The organism is Vreelandella neptunia (genome assembly GCF_022489065.1).
Lineage (GTDB): Bacteria > Pseudomonadota > Gammaproteobacteria > Pseudomonadales > Halomonadaceae > Vreelandella > Vreelandella neptunia_A.
In genome coordinates this window covers 38990-65412 of sequence record NZ_JAKVTW010000020.1, presented here as the reverse complement: position 1 = coordinate 65412, position 26423 = coordinate 38990, and the positions used below count along the sequence as shown (strand labels likewise).

Genomic DNA, 26423 nt, shown 5'->3' with positions numbered 1-26423 from the left:
GGCTTGTCGGCTATTCATATCGTACCTTGACAGTTCTCACGGGGTTCGTATGGCTGGTCGCCAAAACTGAAACCCTGTAATTTCCGACGCCATCTGATCAATGAATTGATCTGCTGAATTTGTCATGAATTCCGTAATTAACCAGTTCGATGTGCCGTAGAGATGTCTCTCTAGGCCATTAGGATCGTAACGGGCTAATTCGCTCAGCCGATGCATCGCAGCAAATATAATGGTAAGACCGTGGCGCTCAGATGGTGGGTTGCTGCTCAGATTTCGTTTGATGTACCACAAGTCGCGATTCCCAGAGATAGGAACTATGATCCGACGAGTCTTGCTGTGATATGTGCCTAGCCGCTTTTGGGCCAAGAGTTTTTCAGCCTGTGGGGCTTTATCTCGCCACCAATTGAAGCGCTTTTTTCGGCGAATATATGTTCTACCGTCTTCAGTGAACCATTCAAAAGAGTGAGGGATATTTCTGAGCATCCGACCATCTGCATATCTGGGCGACACTTCAGCCTGGAACCAGCATTCACGAGCCTTGGGGTCTGGATGTTTTACGTAGCAAGCACTTTCTAACGGTATGAAGAGCTCTGGGGCCGACCTGAAGGTATGCAAGAATGCTCTATGCACAAAAGGTACATTCCAGAGTAAGTCTTTGAGGTTGTACTTTTCGGCGGTGTGCGTGACGGTGCTTTCGCCGAGATACGTACACAAAGCTGGCAAGATACCGCCAGACTTAAAAGTTATGGCCTCATTAGCCAAGCTAGCCTTGGCTTTTGCTGGCCTATCTCCGGTTACACCATGATTCTCTGCATGTGTGGCGCCTCGAACAACCAGAAGAGCTTTGGTTGCGTTCAAAAAAGAGTAATAAAGGGACAGTGGCGACGCTTCAACATCCATATACTTAGCGGCTTCATGGAACCTTCGTGCCTGTGACCAGAAGGATAGTGCCTCACTCTTATTCTGTCGCTTAAGCCAAAGCTCTACGAAGCTCCATGGATCTCTTGTGAGTACGCTCTCAGATGCGAAGTCAGGGTGGTTGATAGCTTTGTGCATCCATACCCGACGATTGCCAATTTTAATATTTTCTCCAAGCACTTTCGCTCCTTAAGAGGCTGTACTGCGGGATATTAGGCTAAAATCTGTAGTATGTTTGGTCGTCATCAGCCTTAGCGAGCCTTTTAAGGTAGTTTCGTTCTCATTCATTTATGATTTTAGCTTTCGCGGGCCTGTGAACCTCGTCAGTTTCTGGCTAAGCATCATGCCAGATGTTACACCCACCAAGCCAATCCCTGTTCTGATCGACCAGTCATGATCAAACTTTACTAGCAATAAACCTGTAAATAGCAGGAGGCACATCACTACAATATTGCGCTTCCAGTCAAGACGATATGGGCCGAGATCATGACAATGAAAATACTGCTCCTGACTGTCCTTGGCCATTCGAGCGAGATGAGCCTGCAGATCAAGAGTTCTATCGATTTCCTTCCGTGTTCTGGCTGGTCGATGAAGCCGGCGCTCGTAAATCGCCAATCGCACCATCTTTTCATCTGGTAGATGATCTATATTCTGCCAGCTCGTTGTCTTTACGCCGTAAGCATCAAGTATTTTCCTTGCAATGTTCGGACGCCGCAGTACCTGAATGTAGCGACCATCGAGCATTGCTAACCATTCGTCACGTTTATCGCTGGGCTCAATTATAGTAATTCGAGATGGAGCTGGATAACCAGCTTCCTGAACCCACGCTGCTATAGCCGGTTGATCATGCGATCGCATAAAAGCGACCCTGTGTTTTCCCTCATGAGCAATGAATAGCCCAAGTGGCTTGTACCAGACATAAAAGGCGTTATCCCTTGAGCCAAAGTAGGTCGCGTAGCGCTCGATCCTATTCACCACCTCCTCTGGTGGCACGTTCTCTGGATGCCCTTTGATGCTTGCCCCAATGACATGTTTCGGATCTACAAAGGCTCGATAAGCCTGCCCATTCTGGTCTTCCCAGTTTAAAAAAGGTATCAGCACAGCCATTAATGAATCTGGGTGTAGTGCGCAGGTTCCTCGATCATTGTCCCCTATGTCATTAAGCAACGGTTGCCCAATTGTCTTACGTGCGTATCTATCCAGCTCGACCTTAAAAGTAGCAAGCTCTTTAACTACGTCTTCATGACCAATTGAAACAGGTTGCTTGATGAGATTCAGTGGGGGATTGGCGGGTTCAGGCACTGCTGATGACTCCGTGTTGACTGGCTCAGAAAGGTGGGGCTGGTTTGACATAATTCGGGGAGCTATTTGCTCCCCGGGTGTCAGCTGGCTAGGAAGTGCTGTCTCCAAAATGCATTCGAAAGGAGTTTGGGTCCAAGATTCCCCAGCCTTCAAGTGCGTAATAGCCCATTGCACCTTCAGGTGAGCTAGGGTCACGAATAAAGAGGATTTTTACCTTAAACTCTTCCCGGATCGAAGTCAGCTGCCGTTTAACCGTGCCAGCCGGGATGCCCGTAGCTTCAGAGATGTCCTGAAGGCTTGGGCGATCCATGTTGTCTATAGCACGGATAATGTCGTATTTTCGCTGTGTGTCACGCGATAGGCTCGGCATAGAGGTCAGTCCTCACCCTCGACACCAAGTAGCTGAACGTCAGAGACTCTTACCCTCAGTGTGTCTTTTTCATCATTATCTAGTCGAACCCAGCAATAGCCAGGCTCATGATCGATACGATCAGTCTGTAGCATGCCGCTACGTTGTGCGCCCTTCACGGTAACGCCTACCACGACCCGAGCCCGGGTGGGCTCCTTTGCCATTACTGGCGCTGGTGTATCAAGCTCGGCGCCAGCCGCCTTTTTAGGCTGGGGTTGCTCAGTATTAGTGGCCGATTTAGGTGTCGGTGGCTTTTCCTGTGCAACATCCCCCTTACCAAGAGAGGAGTCATCTTTCTCGTTAACCTGGGGCGGCATTGCGGGCTGGACATCATCAACAGTGTTCCCCATGCCAGAGTTTCCAGCGGAGGGGGATGAGTCGAATCCGCTCAGTGGTGGCTGGTCATCATGCGTCCCTAGAGCTGGCGCTGGCACCTGAGCCTCCATGGGAACTGTTTCAGGGTCTTCAGCCAGAGTGCCATCCTTCGCCTGTTTAAGCAGCTCACGGCAGGCTTTTCGGCTGATTCCGTCTACTAAGGCCTTTTCGCAAATGCGTTCAGCCTTCTCTGGCGCAATTTGATAAATCTGCCTGAGCGAATTCAGCGATTCGGGGTCAGCCGTGACATCTTCCTCGTATAGCTTCTGTACGCATTCGGGGAGCTTGAGCAGCGATAGGTGCTGCGAGATATAACCACGCGATTTACCTAGACGCTTAGCCACATCGACGGCCTTCCACTTAGCGTCAATGAATTTCTGAATCCCCTTGGCGATTTCCATCGGAGTCAGGTTTTCCCGCTGAATGTTTTCAATCAGCTCGCCAGCTGTCTCGTCCAGCTCGCCCTGGTCCTTTTTATTGACGATCGCCTCAACCGGCACACCGGCCTGTTTACATGCACGCCAACGACGCTCACCTTTCTGAATCCGATACTTACCGCTGGCATCCTTAGGAGATACGATGATCGGCTGTTCCTGGCCATGCGACTTAATTGAGTCGGCTAGCTCCTCAATACCGCCGAATTTCTCTCGGACTTGGCCATTTTTCGGCACCACTTCAGCTGTATCCAGCACCAATACTTCCTTGGCGCCTTTAGAGCGGCGTGAAAGGCTCTGTAGGTTGTCTAGTTGTCCTAATGCCATGTCAGCCCACCTTTTCCATGAGTTCTTCGATAACTGCACGGATCTCTTTACCAGCCTCTCGTGCCGATGTCTTTTTAATGCTCCAAACGGGTACGCCGTTGAGATTGGCCACGTCGAGTTGGCCGCGAACGCCAATCTCAGATTTGTAGACCAGATCCGGCACTGCCTTGCGAAGCTCATCTCGCGTGATCATGTCCTCCTCGAAACCGCGTTTGAGGTTATTGATCACCATCCCGGTGTTTTCCAACTCGGGATTTAGCTCCTCCTGAACGCTTATGATCGTGTTCAGCAGACCCTCTACGCCATCCAGTGCGAAACCACTTACTTGCACCGGACAAATGACATGAGTGGACATAGTGAGTGCAGCTACTAGCTTACGGCCCAAACTAGGGGGGCAGTCGACAAGCACGTAATCGTAATTATCCAGTATGCCGCTAGCCTTCAGGTTTGTGATCGGGTTGACCACACAGTTGAGCGGTAGGGACTCAATCTCAGATAGCTCTGGATCATTCTTGGTTGTCCAAATCAGATCCATTCCGCGCACGCACTTCATCGGCTGGATTTCATGCATGTTCTCATCGAACAACCGGACTGAGGGAGTGCCTGTATAGGTTGCCTCATCGCTCTGGCTCAACCGGCTAGAGGTGTTGCCCTGTGGGTCGAAATCAACTGCTAGTACGCGATAGCCCGCCTCCACGAGGTAGAAGACTGTTTGAAGGCAAATGGTCGATTTTCCGACCCCGCCTTTCTGATTGGAGAAACTGATTATTTTGGTCATGAAGTTCCCGGTAGCCGACCTGGAAAAAGACTGATTGAGAATGTCCTGGTGCAAACGGCGGCGATCCTTGCCAAGTTACGCATGCGAAACATGATAATCCACATAAACTGATACGGCAAATAGTATAAAACGATCTATCTAGAGCATAAAAAAAGGCTTGGACATAGCCAGGCCAAACGCAGGATATGGGTAGGGTTCAGGCTGTTTTAGATACCTGAACAGGATTTCCAAGGGCACTCTCCAGCGTTGGGACAACTTCACCCTCCTGGAGGGTGATCAGCTCCTCGGCAACGGCAGCAAGAGCGGGGATGTGAATATGAGCATCAGCATCAAACCTTGATGCTTCATCGTCACCCGAATCAGCCATCTCGAGCAATGCGTCATCGAATTTATTCTTCTTTAAAGCCAGATCATCCTGAAGCTGCATCGCTAGTTGGCCGATCGCGAGTTGCCATTGGCGGGACTTTGAGCGACACCAGTGTAAGGCGCAGCAGTTCAAGCGCTTCTTCTGCTTTCTTACGACTGGCTGCGTCAATGAAAATCCATTTACGCCTGATGTCGATAGCCATCAGAAAATGCCCGGTTCGCTTCAGGGAGGTGGGCAGTAGCTCTTCGTATACCTGCTCTTTGAGCAATTGTTTCTCCGCACGGCGCAGGGGACTTCCTGAGGCCTTCTCCATTTCAGCCGCCCTCTCCTCCACCAGCTCTTTGACCGCGGCTACTGGGAGCAAACGCTGCTACTGCCGAAAGCGAAGAATGAGATATTGAGACTGGAGTGTGTATGCCAATACTTCACCGCAATCAGCCGACCACCCTACCCTTCGAGCCTCTGTGGGCGCGCAGGCCCTGAAAAGATTTTTTTCGATGAGGCTGGTCATTTCGTCAGCCCCAAAGAATGAGCTATGTGCCCTATATGACAGTGTGTTGTCGAACACGACTAGGCCCTACGATCTTATTATTTTAGGCAAGGGAGCATGGTATTTAAATGGTGAAATAATAGATAACGGTATAACCCTCCCTCCCCCTCCCCTAGGCGCTATAGTAAACTGGCCAGTCATTTACCTCGGATGGTCAAGTGCTTCAACACCCAAGGCCTCCCGGAGAAAGGTGTTGGCTGCCCTCCTCCCAACGTTATCTCTTTGCGGATAGTCGCTGACTCAGCCGCATTGTTCCAACACAGCTGGTATGCCGCGAGGACGGGTTGGTAGTCGACCACTCCGCCCTCACGGAGGCAGCGGAGTATGAAGCGCTGATCTTCTTTGGTAAGGGGAAGCTCATTCAGCTGGTCCAGTCGGCTATTATTGCTATCCATATTATATCTATACCAGACGACGAATTACATTAAATCCAAGCAGAATGAAACATTCAGTGTTTGCCACTTGACGAAGGGATGTACAACCGTTGCCCATTGCTACTATAGCTGGCGCTTATAGTCTCCCGAGCTGTATGGCCATAATCCACGACCCCATGAACCGCCTCTTCCATCCGCCAGTGATCTCCATCCCGCGGGGCGAGGCTAACTCTCGCCAAGCCAGGGGGGAGCCTTACAGGGAAACAATGTAGATGGATGTCTTCCAGGCCTTCAATCATCTTGAGATTGATCTCATCAATCTGATCCGTCTCGACCGCATACACTGTGTAGCTCCCATCCAGGCCAAGCTGTTCCTTGGCCACGGTGGTCAACAATTCATCGAACTTCAGAGGGGCATCTGCAATGACCTTGGTATCAATCATCCTTCACTTTGTCCCCACTGAGTGCCACCGTTCGGGCTGTTTATGCGATGATCTGTTAGCAAGCATAGGCGCCGCCCATCGACCCATAGCTCTCTAAAAACACCCTCGTGGGTATACACACCTACAAGCACATCTAAAGGCTCTTCGTAGTACGTGGATGAAGGTGCCAGGGTGCTATCGTTGAATGGCTCTTGACGGACTTGTAACGCTACAGCAGTTTGCCTGGCCAGCGGCACGCTCTTGTTCTTCATGCCCCATTTCCATGAGACACGATCTTTAGGCTTGAAACGCTCGTGAGATTGCTCTTCGTTCAGGAGATCCAGTGCTAAGCTAATTGTCATCTTCGTGATAGCAGGGTCACTTGGATCAGCTTGGCCAGCATCCGTCGACTGATTACGCAGGCCGGACATTACGCGCTCCAAAGAGGCGAGCCAGCTTTTGTTGCCTTGCGTCATGCATCTATCCTCGGAGTCTTTCTAACCTGCCCGACAGCCACGGCCACACCTATTAATGTCCATGCAGCAAGTAGCGTAAAACCTAAGTGGAGGAATGCTCCGTAAGGAGGTCCCAATTTCACAGAGAGATAAAGAGACGCACCAAACGCGATGAACCACCGGAACCAATAGTCAACTGACCTACTCGCGACCCAGCGCGCCTGCTCAAGCGTCAGGGGACGGTGCAGCCAGCGAAAGGGGTAAAGGGTCTTCTCCCGTGTACCACGGCCTACCTTGAGTGACTGACGTGCAAATAGACGGTTCACGGCGAACTGCGGAAACATTCCTTCGATTGCACGCCGCATAATACTAACAGTGCGTTGGTCTTGTAGAGACATGGGTGCCCTCTAGCTGAGCGCCCGGACTGCCCGAGAGGGAGCCAGGGCGCATTTCTTCAAGGTGCAGTAAGGTTATAGGTTACGGATTTCAGCCGCACGAAGAGCACCACGCATGATATGAGCTTCACCGTTCTCATCCTTGTAGAGCGTATTCGGTGTAGACCGGATACCCAGCTGCTGGATCAGGTTGCTGTTCTCACTCACGATGTTCATAGCTTCGGTGCTCGGGGAGCCAGACACATTGCCGTCTCTCTCAAATGTGGCCAGCACTTCGGTTGGGTTCTCGGCGTCGACTATTTGCGCAGCCTGGTGGAGCGAGCCCTCGCCCATGAAGCCTACCGGAATCCAACGGATGGTCACTTCATCCAGAACCGCCCGGGACTCTTGATACATTTTCTGGCAGTAACCACATTGCGTATCAAAGACGACATACAGAACCTTGTCGCCGCTCCCCTCTTCAACGTAGAAGGCATTTTCCTCAACTTGCGCAAGTGCTGCGGCCTCATCCTCATCTGTAAACCCATTGTCCTGAGAGGCAGCTCGCTTCGGCATGCTGGCCAGCGGGCTATTCTCCATGTGCTGCTCCATGTGAGCCTGCGTCAAGTTTTCGCCACCTTCGCCCAGAATCATCCCGATAAAGGCATGATTACCATCCTCAGTGGTATAGATCACATTAGTGTCGTTCTCGACACTAATAACCCAGCCATTGATGCCATCCAGGCCGGTATCGAATGTTTTGTCGACCTTGGCTCCAGGGATGCCCAAATCGGACACGGCCTTGGGAAGCTCTAAGCTGGAGCCGGCATTGTCGTCATTGGCGACGGTAGTTCCCGCGAAAAGTGCGGAGGCGACTGCAACAGCGGAGGCGATCAGGGTAAGGTGTTTCATCAATAAGCTCCTTGAGCAAAGTTAAGCGCCAGTGGTGCTGGCGTAGTCTTCGCCATGCAGGGCATGGCCACATCAGGTTCTAATCATCTGCTGTTTATGGCAGCAGCTCTTCAATTCCCGCCTCGCGCTGCGAATCGGCACGCTCACGCGCTTGCTGGTTAGCACGACTGACCAGCTCTCGAGCCTCCTCATAAAGGTTCGATGCGCTGTAAGTGGTGTCTCCATGACGATCAAGACTTGTCTCGATCGTGGGGGCATCTGTTGGCAGGCCTAAACCAGCCAGTACGGTGTCAGTGATGTCAGGAATAGTGCCGTCCAAGACGGCTGCTTGACGGACGATGACCAAAGCGCCATCTGCTGCATCAACGATCGCTGGGCGAACGCCATTGTCGACACGAGCCAATGTGGATACGGCTGAATCTCTTGCCTCACCGTCCCCTAGCAACTCACTGGCTGCTGCACGGCGAGCATTAACGTATTTGGCCGTATCGAATGTCACCACGGCTGGTGATTCAGCGTTTGACGAGGCCCATGGGAGGTCTAAGGGAATGACGGTTATAGCGAACGCCATCGCACCCAGCACACCACCTGCCAAAGGCAATACCCTAGCCAAGGGGTGCTGAGATCGGGATCTGGTTTTTTGGTCTGTCTCGCTCATGTGCCTGCCTATCGTCTACGCATGAAAAAGCCCCAGGAATAAACCAGGGGCTGTGAATAGAACATCAAAAGGAAAATTCCCCTCCTTCGTCTCCATCACCTGCAGCACCAGCGCTACGCGGATCACGGAGGATGCGGCAAGTGTCCACCATAAGGTTGGTATACACAGTGCCGTTATCAGCCTTACGGAAGGACAATTCGCCCTCGACAAAGACCAACTGACCGCGCTTCAAGCGATCCTTCATAACCTCGGCGAAGCGACCACCAAGGATGCAGTTAAGCCACATCGGATCATCACCCGCTTTCTTGGCCATGTTGATACCGAACCGAACGTAAGTTTTGCCATTGCCGTTGGTCCGAACTTCTGGTTCGCCAATGTGACCAATCTGTAGAGTCTGTCCCCACATGTTCAAATCTCCTCTCTCTCACATTCCCAACGTAATGGGTCTCGTTGGGGGATAGGGGCGCTACTGACACTAAGGAGCGAACCCGGGCGGTTTATTTTCCTAACGCATGAAAAAGCCTCCTGACTCAGATGAGTCGAGGAGGCTTTGAAGTGGTCACCTCGGGAGGTGACGAACGATTCTTGCCTTGGGCTGGAGATAACTCCAGTGCGCCAAGTTAAGAAGGAAATTACCAAAAGCTCTCTTGGTGAAGCTCACAATGAATGTATCTTCGGCGCTCTCAATGGCCTGTAAAGTGCTTTCCCGATGCAATTCGCGATCAGGGCGACGCACCTGAATGACAGTTCCATCCTCGACAGAGAAAGCGAACCCCTCCAGCTCACCAAGCGAGAAGACCTCAAAGGCCACATTCACATCCGTTCCCAAGTCAGCCATTTGACGTGGCGTTGGCTGGCGCCAGCGGCGACCGACCTCACGAGGCAGAATGAAACGTGAGCCTTGCGCTGAGTCGATGGCAAACGCCACCTGATCAGCACGGAGGTCATCTAATTGCAGCCCGCAGAACTCACGACCAAAAGCTATGGCATCTTCTTGATTAACAATCAGCTCAATATTCATGTCGCTCTCTCCTCTCATTCCTGCGATGCAGGTCTCAAAAGGAGATAGGGCGGGGACTGCCATAAGTGGACAGCTAGAGCGCCTGTAAAATGTTTCGCATGCAGAACATCCCTAGGCTGTAGAGGTGTTTTTTACGGGGTTAAGAAAGGGCAAGCGCCAGCATAAAAAGGTTCATCGCATTTTGCCGGGAAATGCGACTTTGATCTTCAGAAAGAAATACGCCGTGTCCCGGTAGCCGTAAGCCATTCGCTTGATGACTTTGATGCGATTGTTCATTCCTTCCAGGACGCTGGTGTTGAGTCGATAAAGGGCACTGGCAACGATACCTTTTAGGTAGGGACGTAGGCGCTTGGCGAAAGCAACCAGCGACTTGAGCCCACTGTCGATGGCCATTCCAAACTACGCTTTACAGCGTCGGCGGGCCTCGGCTTCACTAGGTGCGTACCATAGCTCCTTGAGTTAGCTCTTAAGCAGGTAGACCGTGGTCAGCGGCTCTTTGGCGGCTAGCAATACATCCAGCTTGACGGCCTGCTCAGGGGCCAGGTTGGTGCGGTTGCGCAGGAGCAACCAGCGACTGCGCTTGATCACACGCCGGCCAGCATGGTCCTCGCGTAGCCGATTGACTTGATCGACCCGCATCCGGTCGATCACCTCGCGACCGAACTTGGCGACCACATGGAACAGGTCGTAAACGACCCTGGCTTTTGGGCTGTGTTGCTTGGCTTCCAGGTCCATTGCCGTATTCATGCCTATGGCGACCGCTTCTTTTTGCTGACAGGTGTCCCTGTCCAGCCATTCGAAGGCAGCGCATGCGCATGAACGCCCCTCGCCGACCCACAGGACTTGCTGTGTGTCGGCGCAAATAGCCACCATGGCATAGCGGTTCCCCTTCAGGACAAACTGACGCCGCACCCGGGTCAGGTCTGTCTGGGCTGTCTCATGACTCAGGCGCCTATGATCAATAGTCTTGACCGTGTGCCAGTGAAGCCCCACCAGCTCGGCCACGTGTTTGAGGGGTAAGAGCCGAGACAAGGTTTCGACCCAGCTCACCATGGCGCAGGTCAGCGGCTGACGTCCGGCCAGCCAGACAATACGCTCTCGTCGGGGGCCACAGGCCGAGCAGCGCACGCGACGCACCGGGAAATCCAACCACACACGATATTGGAACAGGTCGCGCTCACGCACGCGGCGATGGCTGACATCGTGAATGAACCAGGAGGATTGGCCACAGCGGCTGCAGTAAGGTGGGTTTGAGCCTGATCAGCAGGCCATTGGCGCCGAGTGGTTCGTGGCTATCCCACTCGAAGACCTCCCAGAACAGGGTAAACAAATAGCATCCATAGCGACGGCGGTGGTCTGGTGGGGTCGTGTTTTGGCGAATACAACCTTAAACCTTTCTGCCGCCGTCATTCTCGTTTACTGATGCTAGCCCGCAGTGAAACCTGGAAATGGTTTGGAACTCTTATCCTCAGTTGCCAAATAAAGATCTCAATGCGTAGGCATGAGGTCTAGCCATCTCAAGTTGCTGCTATCAGGCTGTCCTAGAGCATCGAGCCTATGTCTGAGGCCCCCGTTGGGTAGGCAAACATTGTCGTCTTGAGGTCCGTGGTGGTGAGCCCATGACGGATGGCCAGCGCGAATACGTTGATGACTTCATCCACGTTGGGGCCGACGAGATGAGCGCCCAGTACCTTATCTGTCTCTTCTTCGATCAATATCTTGAAGCCATAGACCGGCTCGGCGGCCTGACGGGCGGTAAACCAGTTGGGTGTGTGTTGTCTCGAGACGCGGAATTTCAGCCCTTGCTCACGGGCCTGTGCTTCGTCGAGACCGGCGGAGGCGATAGGCGGAATGGTGAAAGCGACACTCGGCACCCCTTTATAATTCGGTGTGCTACGTTTGCCATCGATCAGGTTGGCGGCCACCACCTTGGCATCGTGACTCGACACGGGGGTCAGGGGCGGCCCCACCTGGGCGGCATCGCCTGCGGCATAAACGGCGGGGTTCGAGGTACTTTGCAGATGCTCATTTAGCGATAACCGCCCCTTCTCGGTCTCGATACCGGCCGCTTCCAGGTTGAGGGCCTTGAGGGCTGGCTTTCTTCCGGCCGCGTGCACGACTAGGTCTGCTTCAACCGTGCCGGTCTCGCCATTCGAGGAGGTGCGAACACGATAGCCGGAGGCCGTCTTTTCGATGGCGTCCACGTTGGTCTGGGTTCGCACATCAATGCCCTGATCACGGAAGGATTCCATGAGCCAATCGACCAGGTCCGGATCGAAGGGCTTGAGCATCCGCTCGCCGTGCTGCAGGACGGTGACTTGAGCTCCAGCCCGGGCAGCCAGGTGAGAAAACTCTGCGGCAATATAGCCCCCGCCGACCAGGGCAATCCGTGGTGGCAACGCATCCAACTCAAGAAACCGCTCGTTGTCGACGAGGTGTTCTTCGCCTGGAATGTCCAGCGCTACCGGCTCGGCTCCCGTGGCGATCAGAATATGTCGTGCTTCAAGCGTCTGGCCATTGACCTCAAGGCTTTTCGGACCGGTAAAACGCGCCTGGCCATGGTAGGTATCGATGCCCTTGTCGCTGAACATGGCCTGATGTTTTTCAGGCACAGGATCGGTAAAACCTCGCTTGAAGCGCATCAGCTCCGCCCAGTCGATGCGGACCTCCCCCTCCACGCCCTTGCCTTGCATGCGGTGCGCATGGTCCAGCGCCTTGGCGCCTTGAATCATCATCTTCTTGGGGTCGCAGCCGCGTAGGGCACAAGTGCCACCAAAGGGGCGGGAGTCGATGATCGCAACACGCCAGTTGGCGGCTTGGGCACGCATGACCACTATTTTAGCGGCGGTGCCGGTACCGATGGCGACGAGATCGTAGGATGCTGCCATGAGTATTCCTCCTTCGCTTAGCGACGACCTTGTAGACAGTTAGTCGCTGCGGTGAAGTCATCACTGCCTAGGCTTCGTTCTATCAAGGCCGGACAGCGATTCCCTGGAAATGCGTTGTTCATCTCTAAACCGTGCCACTTATCCGGAGATAAGCGGCATGCCCTTCGGCTCCACGGTGGGCAAGGGGGCCATTAGCTTCTTCTCTACCGCGATTTCATGGAACGTGACTTGCCAGCGGAAGGCCCGGTGATAGTTTCGAATGAAGGCGTCCCGGATATCCGTGCGCTGGCTCATGCTGGCGTAGTTGTGCCAGAGCGTCATGAACGCGCGCGCCGCGAACCACTGGGCAATGACTATCATCCGACCATTGGCGACACCGGTATCCTGGTCGGAGACCTTGTCCGGGCTCATGATTTCTTCAAGCGGCGCCGGCAGGACGTAACCGCCAACTTCCAGAATCTTCTTCATCTCATGGATGTTGGGGTTGCATACATCCTCAAGGTAGGTCTTGATCGCCTCCTTGATTTGCGAGTCTTTCGTCGCGGCGAGGTACAAGTTGCACTGCCCCATGCAAACGACTTCACGCCGAAAGCCCTCGACGACGGCCACGTACTCGCTTGCGGAGAGGCTGTTTCTTCCCGCCCCCGCTTGAGCATAGTAGCGTTCGGCGTAGTCACTGTAGGACGTGCGGCCTTCGGGGCGGCCTATTTCCACTTCAGACATCGTCGTTGCCTCCTTTCATTGACATTGGAGAGCCTCTTGCTCCGATAAATCAACGGCCATCCGGCAGGTATTCATGGGAGCGAGCTGGCAGGGATAGGCCCTCCTCACTCGGTGGCGAATCTGAAAATCCTGACCTTGCTGACTTCAACGTAGACCTGTAGTTATTACAGGGGCAAGGTGGTTGTTGTTTATGTCTGGTAACTGAAGAAGTCAGCCTGCCCAAGGTCGACTCGGTAGCCTTGTGGGCAGGGGCAGACTTTGTCTGGCTCGCCTCACTTGCCTGGCCAGGAGGTCGGGTGCAGTTCCAGAACTGTGTCACGAACCCCGGCCTACTTGACCGAGGCAGCGCCGCCAAGGCGCATTGGTTGCGACCGAGGACAGGCTTGAAGCAGTACGCCGGACGCAATCCGCATGGGTGCCGTCACGCTACCTTATTCGTAGAGCTGTATATGCAGGGCACGGTTGATCAGCGCAAGATGGGTAAAAGCCTGCGGGAAGTTGCCAAGGAACAGGCCCGTCGTCGGATCGCTCTCCTCGGCATAGAGCCCCGCATCGTTGGCGTTGGCCAGTAACCGCTCGAACAGGGCGCGAGCCTCCTCGGCTCGACCAAGCATTAGAAGTATATCGACCAGCCAGAAACTACAGATCAGAAACGCATCTTCGCTGCCGGAAAGCCCATCCGAAGCCAGGTAGCGGTGTACGACATCGCCATGACATAGGTGCTCTTCCACTGCTGCGGCCGTCAGTTCAAGTACGGCCTTGTCGATAGGAATGCCCATCAATGGGATCAACAAAAGCGCGGCATCGAGATCGTCATGACCGAAGGCCTGCGTGAGGTAGCCGCCACTGAGCTTGATCCCCTGAGTCACGATGGCCTGGAATATGCCATCTCATGCCAGTTCCCAGGCGGGCTGAGGACCCAGCAGGCGCAGTGTGCGGTCGAGTGCCACCCAGGCTATGGTATTTGTAGACGTGATGACGCGGTTCCCCACGCATTTCCTAGATCCCTTGATCGGGTTCGTGCCAGTGGGCGGCGACATGATCGGCCATTTCTCGAACAAGGGTCGCCAACGTCACATCAAGGCTTGTCACCCCGCGCAGCAGGACAGTTGTTTGACGTCCTTGGTAAAGGTCTGGGCACAGAGCTTGAGCCCCTCGACCATAGTCAAGTAAGGAAAAAGCTCATCAGCGATGTCTTGTACCGTCATCCCGGCACGCAGGGCCATGACCGCCGTCTGAATGAGCTCGCCGGCTTCGCCGGCCACGGCCTGGACCCCGAGCAGGCGCCCGCTGTCGCGTTCGGCGACGATCTTGATGAAGCCGCCGGTCTCAAAGTTGACCAGCGCACGGGGCACGTTATCCAGGGTCAGGGTCCGGCTGTCGGTAGCGAATCCTTGAGCCTCGGCCTCGGCTTCGGACAAACCGACGGTTGCGATCTGCGGGTCGGTGAAGACCACCGCCGGCATGGCACTCAAGTCCAGGCGCGCCTCGCCCCCCGTCATATTGGTGGCGGCGCGGCTGCCGCCCGCAGCGGCGACATAGACGAACTGCGGCTGGTCGGTGCAATCCCCAGCGGCATAGATAGTGGGTACGGTGGTACGCAGAGAATCATCGACCAGAATCGCTCCGCGGGCAGTCTCTACGCCGATGGCGTCAAGGTTCAGCGTTTCGATATTAGGCGTGCGGCCCGTCGCGACCAGCAGCTTGTCGGCCTTGATGCCCCCCGTGTCCGTCGTGAGCACGAACTCATCGTCGGTATGCACCACCTGGCTGATCTGGACGCCTCGTAATACATCAATGCCCTCGGCCTGGAAAGCGGCTTCCAGGGCCTCGCCAATGGCCGGGTCCTCGCGGGAGAACAGGCGGCTACGCGCCAGGATCGTCACTTTGCTGCCCAGCCGCGCGAAGGCCTGGGCCAACTCCACCGCGACCACCGATGCCCCGATCACCGCCAAACGCTCGGGAAGGGTGTCGCTGGCCAGGGCGTCGGTCGAGGTCCAATAGGGCGTGTCAGCCAGCCCCGATACCGGTGGAATGGCGGGGCGCGCGCCGGTCCCGATGAAGACACGATCGAAAGCGACCTCGCGCTCGCTGCCATCGTTCTTGTCAACAATCAGGGTCTGGGCATCACGGAAGCGGGCCCTGCCGCGGATAACCGTAATGGCCGGGTTGCCTTCTAGGATGCTTTCGTATTTACCGTGACGTAACTCTTCCACACGGCTCTGCTGCTGGGCCAGTAAACGGCCACGATCAATGGTTGGTGCCGTTGCCGTGATGCCGTCATCGAACGGGCTTTCGCGGCGATGATGGGCAATATGCGCGGCACGGATCATGATCTTAGAGGGCACGCAGCCGATGTTGACGCAGGTACCCCCTATGGTACCTTGTTCGATCAGGGTGACACGGGCACCCCGCTCGACACTTTTCAACGCCGCTGCCATGGCAGACCCGCCACTGCCGATCACGGCAATATGTAGACCCTGTTCGCTGCCTCGGTCACTGCTGGCTCGCTCTGTGGCCTGCGTCAGATCGGCGCCGTAGCCCTTGGCACGGATCGTCTCAAGCAGACGCTCGGTACCCACCTCGCCCGGGCGCATTATTACCGCGCGGCCCTGGTCATAAGAGACCTCAGCCTCGACCCCGGGCAGTGCATTGAGCGCCGCCTGAGTCGAGTCGGCGCAACTCGTGCAGGTCATGCCGGTAACTGTAATCGTGGTTTGCATAAAAATTCCTCGGTAATCCTTTCGCACAACTCCCGCAGCCCTCGATGAACGTGGGCTAGGTGGTTACTGGGCTTGTTTAGTTTTCTCGGAGGCCAGGCGCGACGGATAGCCCGCATTGGTCGTAGCGGCGGTCAAGTCCGCCACGCTCGCCTCGGCATCTTCGAAGGTCACGGTGGCGCTTTTTTCCTCGTAGGAAACCGTGGCGTTCTCCACACCGAGCACTTGATTGAGCGCTTTCTTGACGGTGTAGGGACAGGTCGAACAGGTCATATTGTCAACAGCCAGGGTGACGGTCTGTTGAGCGGCGAAGGCCGTCCCGGCACTTGCCGCGGACAAAAAAAGCGTACCGATCAAGGTGCTAAATTTCATATAAGAAAGACTCCAGGAAAATTTGAAGGTGTATTAGCCAAGGAACAGCGGGGCGATATACGGCCAGGCAAGCACCAAAACGACGAGTGCCGTCGCACCCCACAACGCTATCTTGATCACTCGCTCGGCAAGCGGCGTGCCGCAATAGCCATCCACATCACAAGCGTTGGCCCGGCAGGCGCTCTTGGGCTTGCGATAAACCTTATAAAAACCGATACCGAGCATTGCCAGGGTGAAGGCGAGAAAGAGCGGCTGGTAGGGCGCAAGCGCCGTGAGATTGCTCATCCAGGCCCCGCCGATGCCCAGTGAGAGAAATACCACCGGCAGAATGCAGCAGGCGGAGGCGAGTATCGCGCCAATGACACTACCGCTTGCCAGTAGGCCTTTGCGCCCTGATCGGCTCGTCGTGGTTTGCTCGCTTCGATCAAGCGTCTGGTCTTTACTGTCTTGCATAGTGATTCTCTTGCAATTTGGGTATTCATAGCTACTGTAGCCCCTGTAGCTACTACAGGATCAAGAGGAAAGTAGGCCATGCCATTACGCCGAGGGGAGCTAGCCAGACGAGCCGGTTGCAACATCGAGACGGTTCGGTACTACGAGCGCATTGGGCTTATGCCGAATCCGCCCCGAAGCGAGAACGGCTTTCGTAGCTATGAAGAGCGCCACCTCACACGGCTGACGTTTATCCGCCGAGCGCGCGAACTGGGATTTACGCTCGAAGAGGTGCAGGACCTTCTACGACTGGTTGATGGCGGGCATTACACCTGCGCTCAGGTACAGGAGCTTGCACTCAGGCATACCGACGATATCCAGCGCAAGATAAATGACCTGCATCGCATGCAACGCGCCTTAAAAGAAATGTCGGCCCAATGCAGCGGAGAGGAAGTTCCCAAATGTCCCATCATAGAAATTCTTTCTGAGACCTCTTAGCCGAATACCTATTACTGCGGTGTGGTTCATCTTTTACCTCTTCGCATCAGAGCGGCTTAAGGCAATCTCTGTGATTGACGTCCTCCTTCTCTTTCTCGCTGATCGGCGAAGAACCATAAAAAAAGCCCCTGACCGAAAGGTTCAGGGGCTAGTGAATCATGTAGGTCTAATTGAGCAGCGTGTCACGACAGTCTGGGAAATCCCGCGGTACTCGCCGTGTTCCTTGACTCGCCCCTTCAGTACAACCTTACTCCCCTCAAGGGCCTTACCTGTTTTCCAGACAATGTACCGACCTTCGAGGTCGCAGAATATGTGCTTCCACATCAGCTCCCATCGCGTATCTGATGAAAAGGACCGCTTACGCACAACTTCCATCTCCAACTGATCGCCAGGATCTCCAGCATAGCCGAGAGCCATCATTGACTCGGTGTTAACAGCTGACTCCTCATGTCGATCGTAGGCAGTGACAGCCGCCGTCATAACGCCGACTCCGCGTTTAAGCTTAACCAAGTCGAAACGAGCATGATGAACAATCATCGTCTCGAAATCGTTATGCTCAGTCTGCAGAGGGATCACTTGCCGTGCCCAAGCTATTACCGCATCAGCCTACGCCACGTCCTCAGAGACACACGCCTTCATTCGCTTGCTGACCATCGGGACTGAACGAGCCATCTCACCCACAATTTCTGCTGTGGCCAGGTCGCCAGTTTCTTCTGCTCGAGCACGAGACACGAAGCCTCGCTCCCGAATCTGCCTTACTGCCGCGGCAACCAGCCATCGCAGCTCGACAACAGCCTCTGGAGGGCGACCGCCGCATATGCCCACCTCATCGATCTCTTCCATCATATTGATAACAGAGACCAATAGTTGAGCACGGGCCATCATCGACTCAGCGCCTTGGTGGCCAAGATAGTCCTTGAGGCATGTCTTTCCGACCTCTAGGACAACGCCAATTGCCATCTCTTCCATCAGAAAGAGATAACGCCGCTCACGCCGTTTGTTGCAGTGGCTGCAGTCGCCCGTGGCGTCGCCCGATCTGTATGGCTCGGGCAATCGGCTATATGCCCACTCCAAGGGAGTGCCCCGTGCTGCCTGGTTCGCTGCCATGTCGATTCGCGCCAGCAAGCGATACCCGTCCAGCTTCGGAGGTTCGCCACTGACTGCGACTTTCACGGCAACGATCTGCTCCAGCTTAAAGTGCGACAGTCGATCTTCAAGATCCAACTTCTCACGAGCCCAGGGCTTTACAGCCTCTTCCAGCACGTTGATCTCGAAGGGCGCCATGCCAAGTTTCTTTGCCTTGCGATCGAGCCGTTCTACCATTTCGCGCAGTGCAGGAAGGTGGCACTTCGGTATCCAGCAGGTGGTCTTGTCTGTCTGTGTCGTCATGATCCTTACTCCTCTCTCATTCCTGCGTAAATGCAGGACTCAAGATGAGGTAGGGGAGTAACTGACCAGCTAAGTGTTTCGCACGCGAAACAAAGAGGGTTCATAGTACTGTCGCTATGGCTGTGTCAGGCAGCTCTTTTCGTCCTGTGACGAGAAAGGGTAAGCAACTGCTGTAGCCGAGAGGCCTGCCGATGCAGCCTTTGGGCTGTCGAAAAATTGTCCCATCCTGACTGAAAGCTACCCTCTCGATTCAGCTCCTCAATCTGAACTGCCGTTTCGGCCCATTGGCTAGGAGGTATTGTGTCCACGAGCCAGCCCCCTCGTTCGTAAAGGTCTATAACAACCCCATCACTATTGCAGATACGCATGTTCAAAGGCCTGAACAATCCTTCATATACGTCTTCGGCTTCACTCGATGCCTGATAAAACTCAGCAAAACCAGCCTCAGCCAGCTCACGCAGTTTGTAATACTCAGTGTATGGAGGTACAGCCACAGAACGTGAGGTTTCCTTCTCAAAGAATGCGAGCCCTGGCGCGTGATCGTACATGTTCATCTTCACCTCACCCTCAATGGTGATCGAGGCGCCGGTTGCGGGCAGCACATTAGTGCCGAACGCTTGATCAAAATAGCCGGCCAAACTAGCAGCGATATTTTTCTGTAGCTCTCGAAGAAACAAGCGGTCTTCATGCGTTAAGTCAGTCATAACGGCTTCCATTTGGCTAAGGTGAGTTTCAGTATCGGGGGGGGGGGGGGGGGGGGTGAAGCAAAGGGGCTTCATGAGGTGAACACGAACACGGCCAAAGCCTCAGGAAGTGATAGGGGCTTGTGTGTCAGGTGGTATAGCGCGGCTGGCGCCAGCGTGAAAAAGCCCCATGCTGAGAACAGCAGAGAGGGCTTGAAATACTACGCGAGCACTACAGCATCATCCAGGTGGCGGGCCTGAAGCCTTACCAAGCTGGACGAGCCATCTGGCCTGAAAACATTGCGTTTGCGCGGCAAGTCCACCTTGGTGAATGTGTCGCACTCCAGGCCTCCAACGAACCGTACTGTGTACGGTAGTTTTATCCGATCGCCATTTTGCAGACGCACACGCTGCTTTTTCGATTCAGCATGCTTTAGGCATCTCTCACGCCATTCGCTGGCATACTTCAGTCCGACTCCCTCTACTACCCCCAACTGCTCCAGCTCCTCAAGCGGAGATAGCAGTTTGAGAATCGATGCAGGGCACTGTGACAAGGCTGGCCCCATGGTTTCATCCATCGACTTGTAGCAAAACTCTCCCTGCGAACAGCTAGTTTTCACGACCGCCGCTATCGTGTACTCAATAGACGCATGATCCGGGGTCTCTCCCGTCCGCTGGACCCTAATCGCAGCGTAGTAGGTAGAGCCCACGAAACTCGACTTCAGCACTTCGTTAGATCCATCCTGGTTGGTGTGTTCCTTGTCCAGGTAGGCTTTACGGTCGGACGGCTTTGGTATGCATAAAGTACCCATAATCTTACTCCTCTCTCATTCCTGCGGTATTGCAGGTCTCAGGAGGGGATAGGGGTGAAACTGACAGAAAATGTTACGCATGCGAAACATAGCGGCTGGGCCGCTTGACCCATTAGCTATCGAATGGCCAGGCAGGCTTGTTAGAGCTGAAAATCTGGCCATGATTTTACAGCTGCAACGTGCTCTGGCTCGACAATGAAAGGGGCCGAAGCCATCCCTAGCAGCTTCATCATGGTTATAATGCGATGGCGTCCATCCTGCAACGCTGGGCGGCCGCCAGGCAATGCTGACATCCAAGGGTGGTAACACCAGCCCTCCGAGAGGTCTCGCACCACCTTGTTCCATCTTGCCGGGTTCAATGAATACTAATCTTCCTCTTCCAAGGTCTCGAGGGCCGAACGCAATGGCAGCTTGATGACATGGAAACCGTCTGTGCCAGGAGGTCGGCGAAACGAAATTGGATTGTCTATGTCCAGCTCGTATTTGCAGCTATACGGCGGCAAGTTGTCCAATGATTGGAAGTCATACCACTCGCTTCCATCCTCGCAAAATGCATCTGTACACATGCGCATAAAAAAATACGCTGAAATGCTTTCTGGGACGGGCGGCAAAGGTCCCTGTGTCGTCATTTTTATCCTTTAGTAGCTAACTAAGGCTGCCGAGTTGTTTGCTCCAAAGCCAACAAAGCATGCCCCAGGCGCTAAGCATAGAACCCCCCCCCAGGCAGCACAATGCTGACTGGGGGCTCAGAATGAGGATTGGTTACTGCGCGATCGCGTCAGTCCTCCTCGGGTAGCATGATCGTTATAACCGGCTCAGGGGTATCCCCTGGGCCGATAATCATAACGACATGCTTGGGCACAACGACTGAATCAGATGCCTCTTTCTCCATCACGTCAACAATGAAGTTGATACATCTCTCGTTGCGCTCCTTCGCAGCAGCCTCAAGGGCCACAAGCAATACATCATCTAGCCGCTTTTCTTCTTCCAAAAGCGCGTCTAGTGAGTTTGTACCGTCATGCCACGCCACCAATGCCTCCCAGGCTGCAGCAGTCATGGCAACAGGCACCTTGAAACCCATCATGTTGCCGGCGGCTTGCTCAGCACGTTCGCTGACATCTACCAAATTGCCATCTTCGATGGCATCCGCACGGGAATAGCTATGGATCATGTCAATTTCATCAAACATGAGCAGAAGCCCCCTGTGGGCGTGACGCCAAAAAAGCAGCCATTGAGATGGATGTTACCTCAGGCCCAATCGGCAACTTCCAGGCGCCCTCACGCCTAACAACGCGAGCCAGCCGATCAGCAGCAAAGCATAGCCCCCAGCGCTCACTAGATCGCTCAGACAGGCCGCTTGCTTCGTGCGTAACCTCCCACATCCAGTCAGCATCCACATCAACACAAGAGCGGACTTTGAACACCTGCTCGCTTATTCGCACCCTCCGGCTCAGACCTTCAACGCCTAAGTATTCACCGAAGTTACCGCCGCGACGGCTGTAGATGATAGTTTCCAAACGCTCGCCAAATGTTTCCATTGGAATTCTCTCTCTTCTCTCTCTCACATTCCTGCTAAGCAGGTCTCAAGAAGAGATAGGGGCCTTGCTGACGTTGAAAAGTATGGTATTGGTAGCCCCCTACCTGTTTCGCATGCGAAACAATCAATTCAGGAGATACCTATGGTCGGTCCAGCAACAGCCCAAGACAGCACTACAGAGGGAGCGCCCAGAGAGAACTTGCGTGTTATCCAGGTTCGCCACCGAGAGACACCCAACAGCGAGACCCCAGACGCGACTTTGATGATCGAGCACATAGAACACATCGTTGGGCAGGGCGCTTCGAGTTAAACGAATCGACACCCAGCGGCCTCCTGAGGGAAATGAACTCAAATGGTCAGCTGCATATTCGCCTTCAAGTTCAACAGATAGGGAGCGGGTCAGACTCACTCACGGTGAATGCAGAGGTCCCACAGATATTCAAATGCTTCTTACCGGCCTACGCGGGTTTCGCGTCGGCACCTACCTGATGGCAGAGATCGTCACCTGGTCCAGGCAGTGGCCGCTGGTAGAGGTAATGAAGATCGAGCTGTCGTGGCAAGATGAAAAGCTAGGCGCACACAATGGAAATAACAAGGTTAGGCGTGATCGATTCTATGAGCAGTTCGGTATTGAATTCATCCCTAGTGAAACCGAATCGCAGATAACCGCTCGTTCGAAATACATGCTTGCTGAAAACCTGACGACTGACGATGCAGAGCATGCCTGGCGATTGATTATCTGCGAGATGAATGCGAGTGACTGGCTAGTTGATCAGCAGCTCAAGCTGGAAGAGCAGGGAGGGCAGCTAGCGAAGCCCAAGCTAAAGGCTACGTTTTCTGAGAAAAGGCGCGACCTGATTGAAGCACATCCATTCCGTTATGCTGCGCATCGGTTGGTAACCAACCCTATCGCATGGATTTCCCTAGCAGTGGTGCCCGCGGCCTTTCACCTTGCCAAGGGTGTGATTAGTTAATACCACCGACATTTTTCGTATAACGGAAATAAAAAAGCTCTTCGCAAAGGAAGAGCTTGTTGAATGAGAGATCAATGTCTCTTGTCCTGGCGAGAATGACAATCGCCAGGATTCAGCTAACTGCTGCTGCCGTCCTGATGGTGACGATGCTTGCTGCGTTCAATTTGAACGAACGTGAATAAACACACGGCCGCCATAAAGACTGCAAAAGCTGTAACTAACCATCCAAAAGGGCTCATAAATTCAATCCTTTTCTGCACTGTTGCGCTCAATTCTTACAAGAAACGCAATACCTGTTACCCAAATGATAGCACCTACGAAAAACATGGCAACTGATGCACCAAGAGTGATTTTCTCGCTAGGAGCGAAGAAACCCAGAACTCCGGCACCCATAGCGCCAAGACCGAGTTTTCGTACATCGTCTGTCAGTGCCTGCAGGCTGTCCGGCCCCAGCAGAGGCTGGCCATCCTGCATCCTTCGTCGCACCGTGGCGACCCATTGTTGAAACTTTACGCTCATGTTCCTACTCCTCTCATTCCTGCTGGATTGCAGGTCTCAAGAGGAGATAGGGGGCAGGGTGACACTCAGGTTCGTAAATAGGGTGCACAGCGAATTTTCCGTGAACGATAGCTATCACGCGGGCGACTCGACTAGCGCGGATCCGCCTGCCGATGCCAATGTCCGGCTCGTTGCGTCGTTCTTGACCAGCGTCAGGTGAGACTGGTCTGCGTCAGCAGTTCATCGAGCAGGCCGTTCAGAGTGCGCCGAAGGTAGATCAACAGACCCTTCTCCTTGGCCACCACCGTTACCTTGGCGAAGAGATTAGAGGCGGCGGGGAAAGGCGTTCGCACTACGGGGCCCATGACCAGTTTCACCCCCCCCACAGCAGGCCGAGGCCGCGCACATCGCCGATCCAGCGATAGCATAGACCTACCGTCCTTAACATGCAGAACGGCAGATGCAAAAGCAGTGGCCTAGCGAAAGACCACACTGGCGATTAGGGCAATGCCAATTAAGAAAAGCACCATAATGCCGATAGTTTGCCGGGTACTGGGCCTGTTGAGCCTCGTAAACCACTGTTGAACCCGAGACCTCATTACCTGGGCTCAAGATAAAAACCAGAATGTCACTCCGAGATAGAGCCGAGGGTGACCGTACCGAGACAGGGGTGGAGAAACATAACATGCTGGCGATCACGTTACTGGGCCGCTGGCTCCGCCATGCATGCTGGGCTACACCAGCAGCTGTGTAGCATGTAATTGATTTTTTCACATCTCGCGCCCCGGAGTTCGCCATCTACCGCCAGCGAACCCAGTTCACTCACCCGACAGCGGGAGGCTTGGCCGCGCCTTCATACATGAACGTCATGGTCTTGGGACGACCGAGATAGCCTGTAGCCAGATCCTGGAGTACAAAGCCGGCATTGAGAAGCAACACCTCTGTCTGCCGATCCAGATGGCAGCCACCGGCGCAACGCTTCCAATACGGAGTCAGCCGTTGCTGCCAGCTGGCAACACGGGTTTCTGGCGCGAGTCCATGCTCGACAAAAATCAATTGTCCCCCGGGCTTGAGCACCCTTCGCGCCTGGGCTAGAGCCGCTTCTATGTCTGGAATCGTGCAGAGTGTCCAAGTACTCAGGACCGTGTCTATGCTGTCGTCAGGTAGTATTATCTGCTCTGCGCCCATTTGCAGCACTTCCACCTTGAAAGGGGCTTTGTTAATACGCTTTTGCGCAAGCTTTAAAAGGCCACCATCCGGCTCCACTGCATAGTACTTCTCTATAAGCTCAGGGTTGTAATAAGGTAGGTTAACTCCAGATCCAAATCCAAGTTCTAAGACACTCCCCCGAGCTTTGGCCACGGTACGTTGACGATATTTCTTAAGCATCCCCGCTCCCATCGTCAGGTTGATCAGATGCGGCAGTATGTGGCGACTATAAAAACCCATGGCACTTCCTCCACATTCGATAGGGATAAAACTCATATCATTGTGTTGTAAGCCTATAGCACCCCCGCTAAGCCAGCTTGTGCCCTTTGTTGCCCTCCATCTCTGGGGCACTACAACGCGCTCGTTCCCGTCCTAGGTGTTGAACTTTCCGGCAATGTCTACTGCTACGACTATTGCGCCCAAGACCCATCGGGCAAGAAGAAGGAGTGATGCTCGTCATGTCTTTCTCCTTTTTGGCGCGGGCGTGACCGGGCCTATGGGCAAGGAGATGGTCGGTAAATCACTTCCCAGCTTGGTTAGGGATCCAGCTGCGCTGAGACCGTGCGGTGATCTGGAGTACCTCCTTCATGCGCAGCGTCGAGAATAGGCCCGAGGCGAACGTCAAAGCCACCACCACTCACAACGCCGCAGCCAGTCCCAGTGTATCCGCTACCACCCCTGCGATAATAGCGCCTAAGAAATAGCCAAGATCACGCCAGAGGCGATAGATGCCAACCGAGGATCACCACGCTGGATGCACGACATCACCGATGACGACGAACAGGGTAGGATAAACCATCGCTTTACCTATCCCAATAGGAACGCGCCCGTCGCAAATCCCGAAAATCCTACGGAGACAGCAAACACCACAATGACCACTGCTGGCAGACGATGAGCGAAATGGTGGCTTGCGGCGGATTGATGATGTGGTGGGATGGACCTGCTCTGTCTGCTTGTAATCCTGCTCCTCGTGCTTGGGGTTGCCGCACTCGTATAGTACTTGTTCTTTAGCAACAGGCAATGAGTGGCTGCGGATGTCCCGCGCCTCAGTTGGAATAACATGGCACTCGTATATGCCGGCTATCTGCCCTTGTGTGAACTTGGGAAGCAAATGGTTGTACTCACTGAGAGCCCTCAGTATCCTCACCGCTTTTAAGGTCTCGCTTATTTTTTTAATAGATACTTAACGAGAGCCCCAATCCCGAGCACAAGCAGTATTAGGACAAGAAGCCCTATCAGCCCCATCCCCCACATCATTGCATCACCGTTCATCATTCCATCCATCATTGTTTCTCTCCCTTTCTATCTCATTTACAGTAATGGTTACGTTAAGCACACCTCGCTTAGCTTTTCCTGCCGATAACGCCACGCCTTGAATTTCATCCTGACTTGGATTCGCTTTTTGTCGATTTGCACGAGCTATCTTCTTACCCTTTCCTCGTGGGCTGATTGTTACAAAGTCAGTACTTCAGTCCCTGTACAGCACCTATAGCGCATACTCCTCGAGCTCGTTGAGCCCGAATTCCACGCTGCAGAAGGGTAAATGGACAAAAATCACCCTAGATATCTAATGGTCACAGTTGGCAGAAGTCAGCACTGTTTCTCCTAGGAAGACCCCAGCCAATCTAAGTTTTGCGACGTTTACTTCAATGCATGCTCGATATCTCCTCCCGGTCCAGTTCGTTGGGCCGACGGAAACCTGCGTAGGAATGCTTAGGAAATCAGCCATGTTTGGTCGAGCCGCATACCCAGACTGGCGGTTGATTGTGTCAGCCGTGTTGGCTGCGATCCGTGAAGCCATGGATGGCAAAGTATTTGTCGAGCATTCCCTTGTAGCTACGCACGCACCCAAAGCCCGCCGTACACGGCCATGATCAGCTATAACAAGCCTCCTTACCAATGGGGATTTTTGCCATTGCAAGTATCGTCAGCTTGGCCCTGCATGATCTAGCACAGGTCGGCAAACTTCATCCTCATCAGGATTTCTATCGCATCATTATAGTCCACGAAGC

General features: G+C 54.0%; 32 protein-coding genes and 1 pseudogene. 3 read left to right on the top strand and 30 right to left on the bottom strand.

The genetic code is table 11. The features are described from left to right. Nucleotides 1-36: 36 nt before the first annotated feature. The 20 genes and pseudogenes from MLE19_RS19845 to MLE19_RS19750 all read right to left on the bottom strand — a co-directional run bounded on the left by MLE19_RS19845 (nt 37) and on the right by MLE19_RS19750 (nt 16832). Nucleotides 37-1098, bottom strand: coding sequence for a YaaC family protein (locus tag MLE19_RS19845; protein WP_240719869.1), 1062 nt, complete (start codon nt 1096-1098; stop codon nt 37-39). 108 nt (nt 1099-1206) lie between these two features. Next, complete coding sequence (locus MLE19_RS19840; protein ID WP_240719867.1) at nt 1207-2220, bottom strand: hypothetical protein; 1014 nt, start codon at nt 2218-2220, stop codon at nt 1207-1209. An 88-nt stretch (nt 2221-2308) separates the two neighbouring features. Then, nucleotides 2309-2590 (bottom strand): helix-turn-helix domain-containing protein, encoded by a 282-nt coding sequence (locus tag MLE19_RS19835; protein ID WP_240719865.1) that lies wholly within the window; start codon nt 2588-2590, stop codon nt 2309-2311. Between the two features lie 5 nt (nt 2591-2595). Then, nucleotides 2596-3765 (bottom strand): ParB/RepB/Spo0J family partition protein, encoded by a 1170-nt coding sequence (locus tag MLE19_RS19830; RefSeq protein WP_240719863.1) that lies wholly within the window; start codon nt 3763-3765, stop codon nt 2596-2598. A gap of 1 nt (nt 3766) precedes the next feature. After that, the gene (locus MLE19_RS19825; protein WP_113270641.1) at nt 3767-4543 is read right to left on the bottom strand and encodes a ParA family protein; all 777 of its coding nucleotides are present in this window, start codon (nt 4541-4543) and stop codon (nt 3767-3769) included. 196 nt (nt 4544-4739) lie between these two features. Then, complete coding sequence (locus MLE19_RS19820) at nt 4740-4970, bottom strand: recombination-associated protein RdgC (RefSeq protein WP_240719861.1); 231 nt, start codon at nt 4968-4970, stop codon at nt 4740-4742. After that, on the bottom strand, nt 4954-5223 hold the full coding sequence (rdgC, locus tag MLE19_RS19815; protein ID WP_240719859.1) for a recombination-associated protein RdgC: 270 nt from the start codon (nt 5221-5223) through the stop codon (nt 4954-4956). Before rdgC ends, MLE19_RS19820 begins: the two co-directional genes overlap by 17 nt. A gap of 685 nt (nt 5224-5908) precedes the next feature. Continuing rightward, entirely contained in the window at nt 5909-6277 is a 369-nt protein-coding gene (locus MLE19_RS19810) for a hypothetical protein (RefSeq protein ID WP_240719857.1), read from the bottom strand. After that, on the bottom strand, nt 6274-6732 hold the full coding sequence (locus MLE19_RS19805) for a hypothetical protein (protein ID WP_240719855.1): 459 nt from the start codon (nt 6730-6732) through the stop codon (nt 6274-6276). Before MLE19_RS19805 ends, MLE19_RS19810 begins: the two co-directional genes overlap by 4 nt. Nucleotides 6733-7181: 449 nt before the next feature. Then, a complete protein-coding gene (locus MLE19_RS19800) occupies nt 7182-7997 on the bottom strand; it encodes a DsbC family protein (RefSeq protein WP_240719853.1) in 816 nt (271 codons plus the stop codon). A 94-nt stretch (nt 7998-8091) separates the two neighbouring features. After that, nucleotides 8092-8655 (bottom strand): hypothetical protein, encoded by a 564-nt coding sequence (locus MLE19_RS19795; RefSeq protein WP_240719851.1) that lies wholly within the window; start codon nt 8653-8655, stop codon nt 8092-8094. 64 nt (nt 8656-8719) lie between these two features. Then, nucleotides 8720-9061 (bottom strand): single-stranded DNA-binding protein, encoded by a 342-nt coding sequence (locus tag MLE19_RS19790; RefSeq protein ID WP_240719849.1) that lies wholly within the window; start codon nt 9059-9061, stop codon nt 8720-8722. Nucleotides 9062-9214: 153 nt separating this feature from the next. After that, entirely contained in the window at nt 9215-9676 is a 462-nt protein-coding gene (locus tag MLE19_RS19785) for a hypothetical protein (RefSeq protein ID WP_240719847.1), read from the bottom strand. A gap of 171 nt (nt 9677-9847) precedes the next feature. After that, nucleotides 9848-10885: pseudogene (locus MLE19_RS19780) on the bottom strand (ISL3 family transposase). Between the two features lie 332 nt (nt 10886-11217). Continuing rightward, complete coding sequence (locus tag MLE19_RS19775) at nt 11218-12564, bottom strand: dihydrolipoyl dehydrogenase family protein (RefSeq protein ID WP_240719845.1); 1347 nt, start codon at nt 12562-12564, stop codon at nt 11218-11220. A gap of 138 nt (nt 12565-12702) precedes the next feature. Next, nucleotides 12703-13287, bottom strand: coding sequence for a DUF3231 family protein (locus MLE19_RS19770; RefSeq protein WP_240719843.1), 585 nt, complete (start codon nt 13285-13287; stop codon nt 12703-12705). A 431-nt stretch (nt 13288-13718) separates the two neighbouring features. Further along, nucleotides 13719-14156 (bottom strand): glycoside hydrolase family 15 protein, encoded by a 438-nt coding sequence (locus tag MLE19_RS23165; RefSeq protein WP_240719841.1) that lies wholly within the window; start codon nt 14154-14156, stop codon nt 13719-13721. 219 nt (nt 14157-14375) lie between these two features. Then, nucleotides 14376-16010: a mercury(II) reductase gene (gene merA, locus MLE19_RS19760; protein WP_240719839.1), complete on the bottom strand. Its 1635-nt coding sequence runs from the start codon at nt 16008-16010 to the stop codon at nt 14376-14378. Between the two features lie 63 nt (nt 16011-16073). After that, nucleotides 16074-16379 carry a mercury resistance system periplasmic binding protein MerP gene (merP, locus tag MLE19_RS19755; protein ID WP_035557896.1) on the bottom strand — a complete coding sequence of 102 codons (306 nt, stop codon included), beginning with the start codon at nt 16377-16379 and terminating at the stop codon, nt 16074-16076. A gap of 33 nt (nt 16380-16412) precedes the next feature. Further along, a complete protein-coding gene (locus MLE19_RS19750) occupies nt 16413-16832 on the bottom strand; it encodes a mercuric transporter MerT family protein (RefSeq protein ID WP_035557893.1) in 420 nt (139 codons plus the stop codon). A gap of 78 nt (nt 16833-16910) precedes the next feature. Here MLE19_RS19750 and MLE19_RS19745 point away from each other — a divergent pair, with 78 nt between their 5' ends. Further along, nucleotides 16911-17309, top strand: coding sequence for a MerR family transcriptional regulator (locus MLE19_RS19745; RefSeq protein WP_035557890.1), 399 nt, complete (start codon nt 16911-16913; stop codon nt 17307-17309). Between the two features lie 156 nt (nt 17310-17465). Here MLE19_RS19745 and MLE19_RS19740 read toward each other — a convergent pair whose 3' ends face one another. From MLE19_RS19740 to MLE19_RS19715, 6 genes are all read right to left on the bottom strand, one after another. Continuing rightward, on the bottom strand, nt 17466-17789 hold the full coding sequence (locus MLE19_RS19740) for a hypothetical protein (RefSeq protein WP_240719837.1): 324 nt from the start codon (nt 17787-17789) through the stop codon (nt 17466-17468). Between the two features lie 126 nt (nt 17790-17915). After that, nucleotides 17916-18698, bottom strand: coding sequence for a hypothetical protein (locus MLE19_RS19735; RefSeq protein ID WP_240719835.1), 783 nt, complete (start codon nt 18696-18698; stop codon nt 17916-17918). Nucleotides 18699-18823: 125 nt separating this feature from the next. Next, complete coding sequence (locus MLE19_RS19730; RefSeq protein ID WP_240719833.1) at nt 18824-19402, bottom strand: hypothetical protein; 579 nt, start codon at nt 19400-19402, stop codon at nt 18824-18826. A gap of 200 nt (nt 19403-19602) precedes the next feature. Beyond that, on the bottom strand, nt 19603-20109 hold the full coding sequence (locus MLE19_RS19725; RefSeq protein WP_240719831.1) for a DUF6927 domain-containing protein: 507 nt from the start codon (nt 20107-20109) through the stop codon (nt 19603-19605). Between the two features lie 862 nt (nt 20110-20971). After that, nucleotides 20972-21382: a DUF6573 family protein gene (locus MLE19_RS19720; protein WP_240719830.1), complete on the bottom strand. Its 411-nt coding sequence runs from the start codon at nt 21380-21382 to the stop codon at nt 20972-20974. Then, nucleotides 21375-21731 (bottom strand): hypothetical protein, encoded by a 357-nt coding sequence (locus MLE19_RS19715; RefSeq protein ID WP_240719829.1) that lies wholly within the window; start codon nt 21729-21731, stop codon nt 21375-21377. Before MLE19_RS19715 ends, MLE19_RS19720 begins: the two co-directional genes overlap by 8 nt. 442 nt (nt 21732-22173) lie before the next feature. Here MLE19_RS19715 and MLE19_RS19710 point away from each other — a divergent pair, with 442 nt between their 5' ends. Then, nucleotides 22174-22704, top strand: a complete 531-nt coding sequence (locus MLE19_RS19710) for a hypothetical protein (RefSeq protein WP_240719828.1) — start codon at nt 22174-22176, stop codon at nt 22702-22704. Between the two features lie 243 nt (nt 22705-22947). Here the strand turns inward: MLE19_RS19710 and MLE19_RS19705 are convergent, their stop codons facing one another. The 4 genes from MLE19_RS19705 to MLE19_RS23065 all read right to left on the bottom strand — a co-directional run bounded on the left by MLE19_RS19705 (nt 22948) and on the right by MLE19_RS23065 (nt 25698). Further along, a complete protein-coding gene (locus MLE19_RS19705; RefSeq protein WP_035557873.1) occupies nt 22948-23223 on the bottom strand; it encodes a hypothetical protein in 276 nt (91 codons plus the stop codon). A 191-nt stretch (nt 23224-23414) separates the two neighbouring features. Continuing rightward, the gene (locus MLE19_RS19700) at nt 23415-23630 is read right to left on the bottom strand and encodes a hypothetical protein (RefSeq protein WP_240719826.1); all 216 of its coding nucleotides are present in this window, start codon (nt 23628-23630) and stop codon (nt 23415-23417) included. Between the two features lie 394 nt (nt 23631-24024). Beyond that, nucleotides 24025-24651, bottom strand: coding sequence for a class I SAM-dependent methyltransferase (locus MLE19_RS19695; protein ID WP_240719825.1), 627 nt, complete (start codon nt 24649-24651; stop codon nt 24025-24027). A gap of 924 nt (nt 24652-25575) precedes the next feature. Beyond that, a complete protein-coding gene (locus MLE19_RS23065; RefSeq protein WP_276322509.1) occupies nt 25576-25698 on the bottom strand; it encodes a hypothetical protein in 123 nt (40 codons plus the stop codon). 440 nt (nt 25699-26138) lie between these two features. On the opposite strand from MLE19_RS23065, the gene MLE19_RS19690 reads away from it, so the two are divergent. Further along, on the top strand, nt 26139-26285 hold the full coding sequence (locus MLE19_RS19690) for a hypothetical protein (RefSeq protein ID WP_240719823.1): 147 nt from the start codon (nt 26139-26141) through the stop codon (nt 26283-26285). Nucleotides 26286-26423: the final 138 nt, after the last annotated feature.

Excerpts from the sequence above, each read along its gene's own strand:
- MLE19_RS19795 (WP_240719851.1), bottom strand. The coding sequence starts at position 8,655 with ATGAGCGAGACAGACCAAAAAACCAGATCCCGATCTCAGCACCCCTTG.
- rdgC (WP_240719859.1), bottom strand. The coding sequence starts at position 5,223 with ATGGAGAAGGCCTCAGGAAGTCCCCTGCGCCGTGCGGAGAAACAATTG.
- MLE19_RS19710 (WP_240719828.1), top strand. The coding sequence starts at position 22,174 with ATGCTTCTTACCGGCCTACGCGGGTTTCGCGTCGGCACCTACCTGATG.
- MLE19_RS19740 (WP_240719837.1), bottom strand. The coding sequence starts at position 17,789 with ATGACGGCGGCTGTCACTGCCTACGATCGACATGAGGAGTCAGCTGTT.
- MLE19_RS19690 (WP_240719823.1), top strand. The coding sequence starts at position 26,139 with ATGTTTGGTCGAGCCGCATACCCAGACTGGCGGTTGATTGTGTCAGCC.
- MLE19_RS19790 (WP_240719849.1), bottom strand. The coding sequence starts at position 9,061 with ATGTGGGGACAGACTCTACAGATTGGTCACATTGGCGAACCAGAAGTT.
- MLE19_RS19785 (WP_240719847.1), bottom strand. The coding sequence starts at position 9,676 with ATGAATATTGAGCTGATTGTTAATCAAGAAGATGCCATAGCTTTTGGT.
- merA (WP_240719839.1), bottom strand. The coding sequence starts at position 16,010 with ATGCAAACCACGATTACAGTTACCGGCATGACCTGCACGAGTTGCGCC.
- MLE19_RS19730 (WP_240719833.1), bottom strand. The coding sequence starts at position 19,402 with ATGACTGACTTAACGCATGAAGACCGCTTGTTTCTTCGAGAGCTACAG.
- MLE19_RS19835 (WP_240719865.1), bottom strand. The coding sequence starts at position 2,590 with ATGCCGAGCCTATCGCGTGACACACAGCGAAAATACGACATTATCCGT.
- MLE19_RS19720 (WP_240719830.1), bottom strand. The coding sequence starts at position 21,382 with ATGTTTGATGAAATTGACATGATCCATAGCTATTCCCGTGCGGATGCC.
- MLE19_RS19750 (WP_035557893.1), bottom strand. The coding sequence starts at position 16,832 with ATGCAAGACAGTAAAGACCAGACGCTTGATCGAAGCGAGCAAACCACG.
- MLE19_RS19810 (WP_240719857.1), bottom strand. The coding sequence starts at position 6,277 with ATGATTGATACCAAGGTCATTGCAGATGCCCCTCTGAAGTTCGATGAA.
- MLE19_RS19800 (WP_240719853.1), bottom strand. The coding sequence starts at position 7,997 with ATGAAACACCTTACCCTGATCGCCTCCGCTGTTGCAGTCGCCTCCGCA.
- MLE19_RS19700 (WP_240719826.1), bottom strand. The coding sequence starts at position 23,630 with ATGCTATCGCTGGATCGGCGATGTGCGCGGCCTCGGCCTGCTGTGGGG.
- MLE19_RS19805 (WP_240719855.1), bottom strand. The coding sequence starts at position 6,732 with ATGACGCAAGGCAACAAAAGCTGGCTCGCCTCTTTGGAGCGCGTAATG.
- MLE19_RS19825 (WP_113270641.1), bottom strand. The coding sequence starts at position 4,543 with ATGACCAAAATAATCAGTTTCTCCAATCAGAAAGGCGGGGTCGGAAAA.
- MLE19_RS19715 (WP_240719829.1), bottom strand. The coding sequence starts at position 21,731 with ATGGAAACATTTGGCGAGCGTTTGGAAACTATCATCTACAGCCGTCGC.
- merP (WP_035557896.1), bottom strand. The coding sequence starts at position 16,379 with ATGAAATTTAGCACCTTGATCGGTACGCTTTTTTTGTCCGCGGCAAGT.
- MLE19_RS23065 (WP_276322509.1), bottom strand. The coding sequence starts at position 25,698 with ATGATGGATGGAATGATGAACGGTGATGCAATGATGTGGGGGATGGGG.
- MLE19_RS19705 (WP_035557873.1), bottom strand. The coding sequence starts at position 23,223 with ATGAGCGTAAAGTTTCAACAATGGGTCGCCACGGTGCGACGAAGGATG.
- MLE19_RS19830 (WP_240719863.1), bottom strand. The coding sequence starts at position 3,765 with ATGGCATTAGGACAACTAGACAACCTACAGAGCCTTTCACGCCGCTCT.
- MLE19_RS19745 (WP_035557890.1), top strand. The coding sequence starts at position 16,911 with ATGCCATTACGCCGAGGGGAGCTAGCCAGACGAGCCGGTTGCAACATC.
- MLE19_RS19770 (WP_240719843.1), bottom strand. The coding sequence starts at position 13,287 with ATGTCTGAAGTGGAAATAGGCCGCCCCGAAGGCCGCACGTCCTACAGT.
- MLE19_RS19735 (WP_240719835.1), bottom strand. The coding sequence starts at position 18,698 with ATGACGACACAGACAGACAAGACCACCTGCTGGATACCGAAGTGCCAC.
- MLE19_RS19775 (WP_240719845.1), bottom strand. The coding sequence starts at position 12,564 with ATGGCAGCATCCTACGATCTCGTCGCCATCGGTACCGGCACCGCCGCT.
- MLE19_RS19695 (WP_240719825.1), bottom strand. The coding sequence starts at position 24,651 with ATGGGTTTTTATAGTCGCCACATACTGCCGCATCTGATCAACCTGACG.
- MLE19_RS19820 (WP_240719861.1), bottom strand. The coding sequence starts at position 4,970 with ATGCAGCTTCAGGATGATCTGGCTTTAAAGAAGAATAAATTCGATGAC.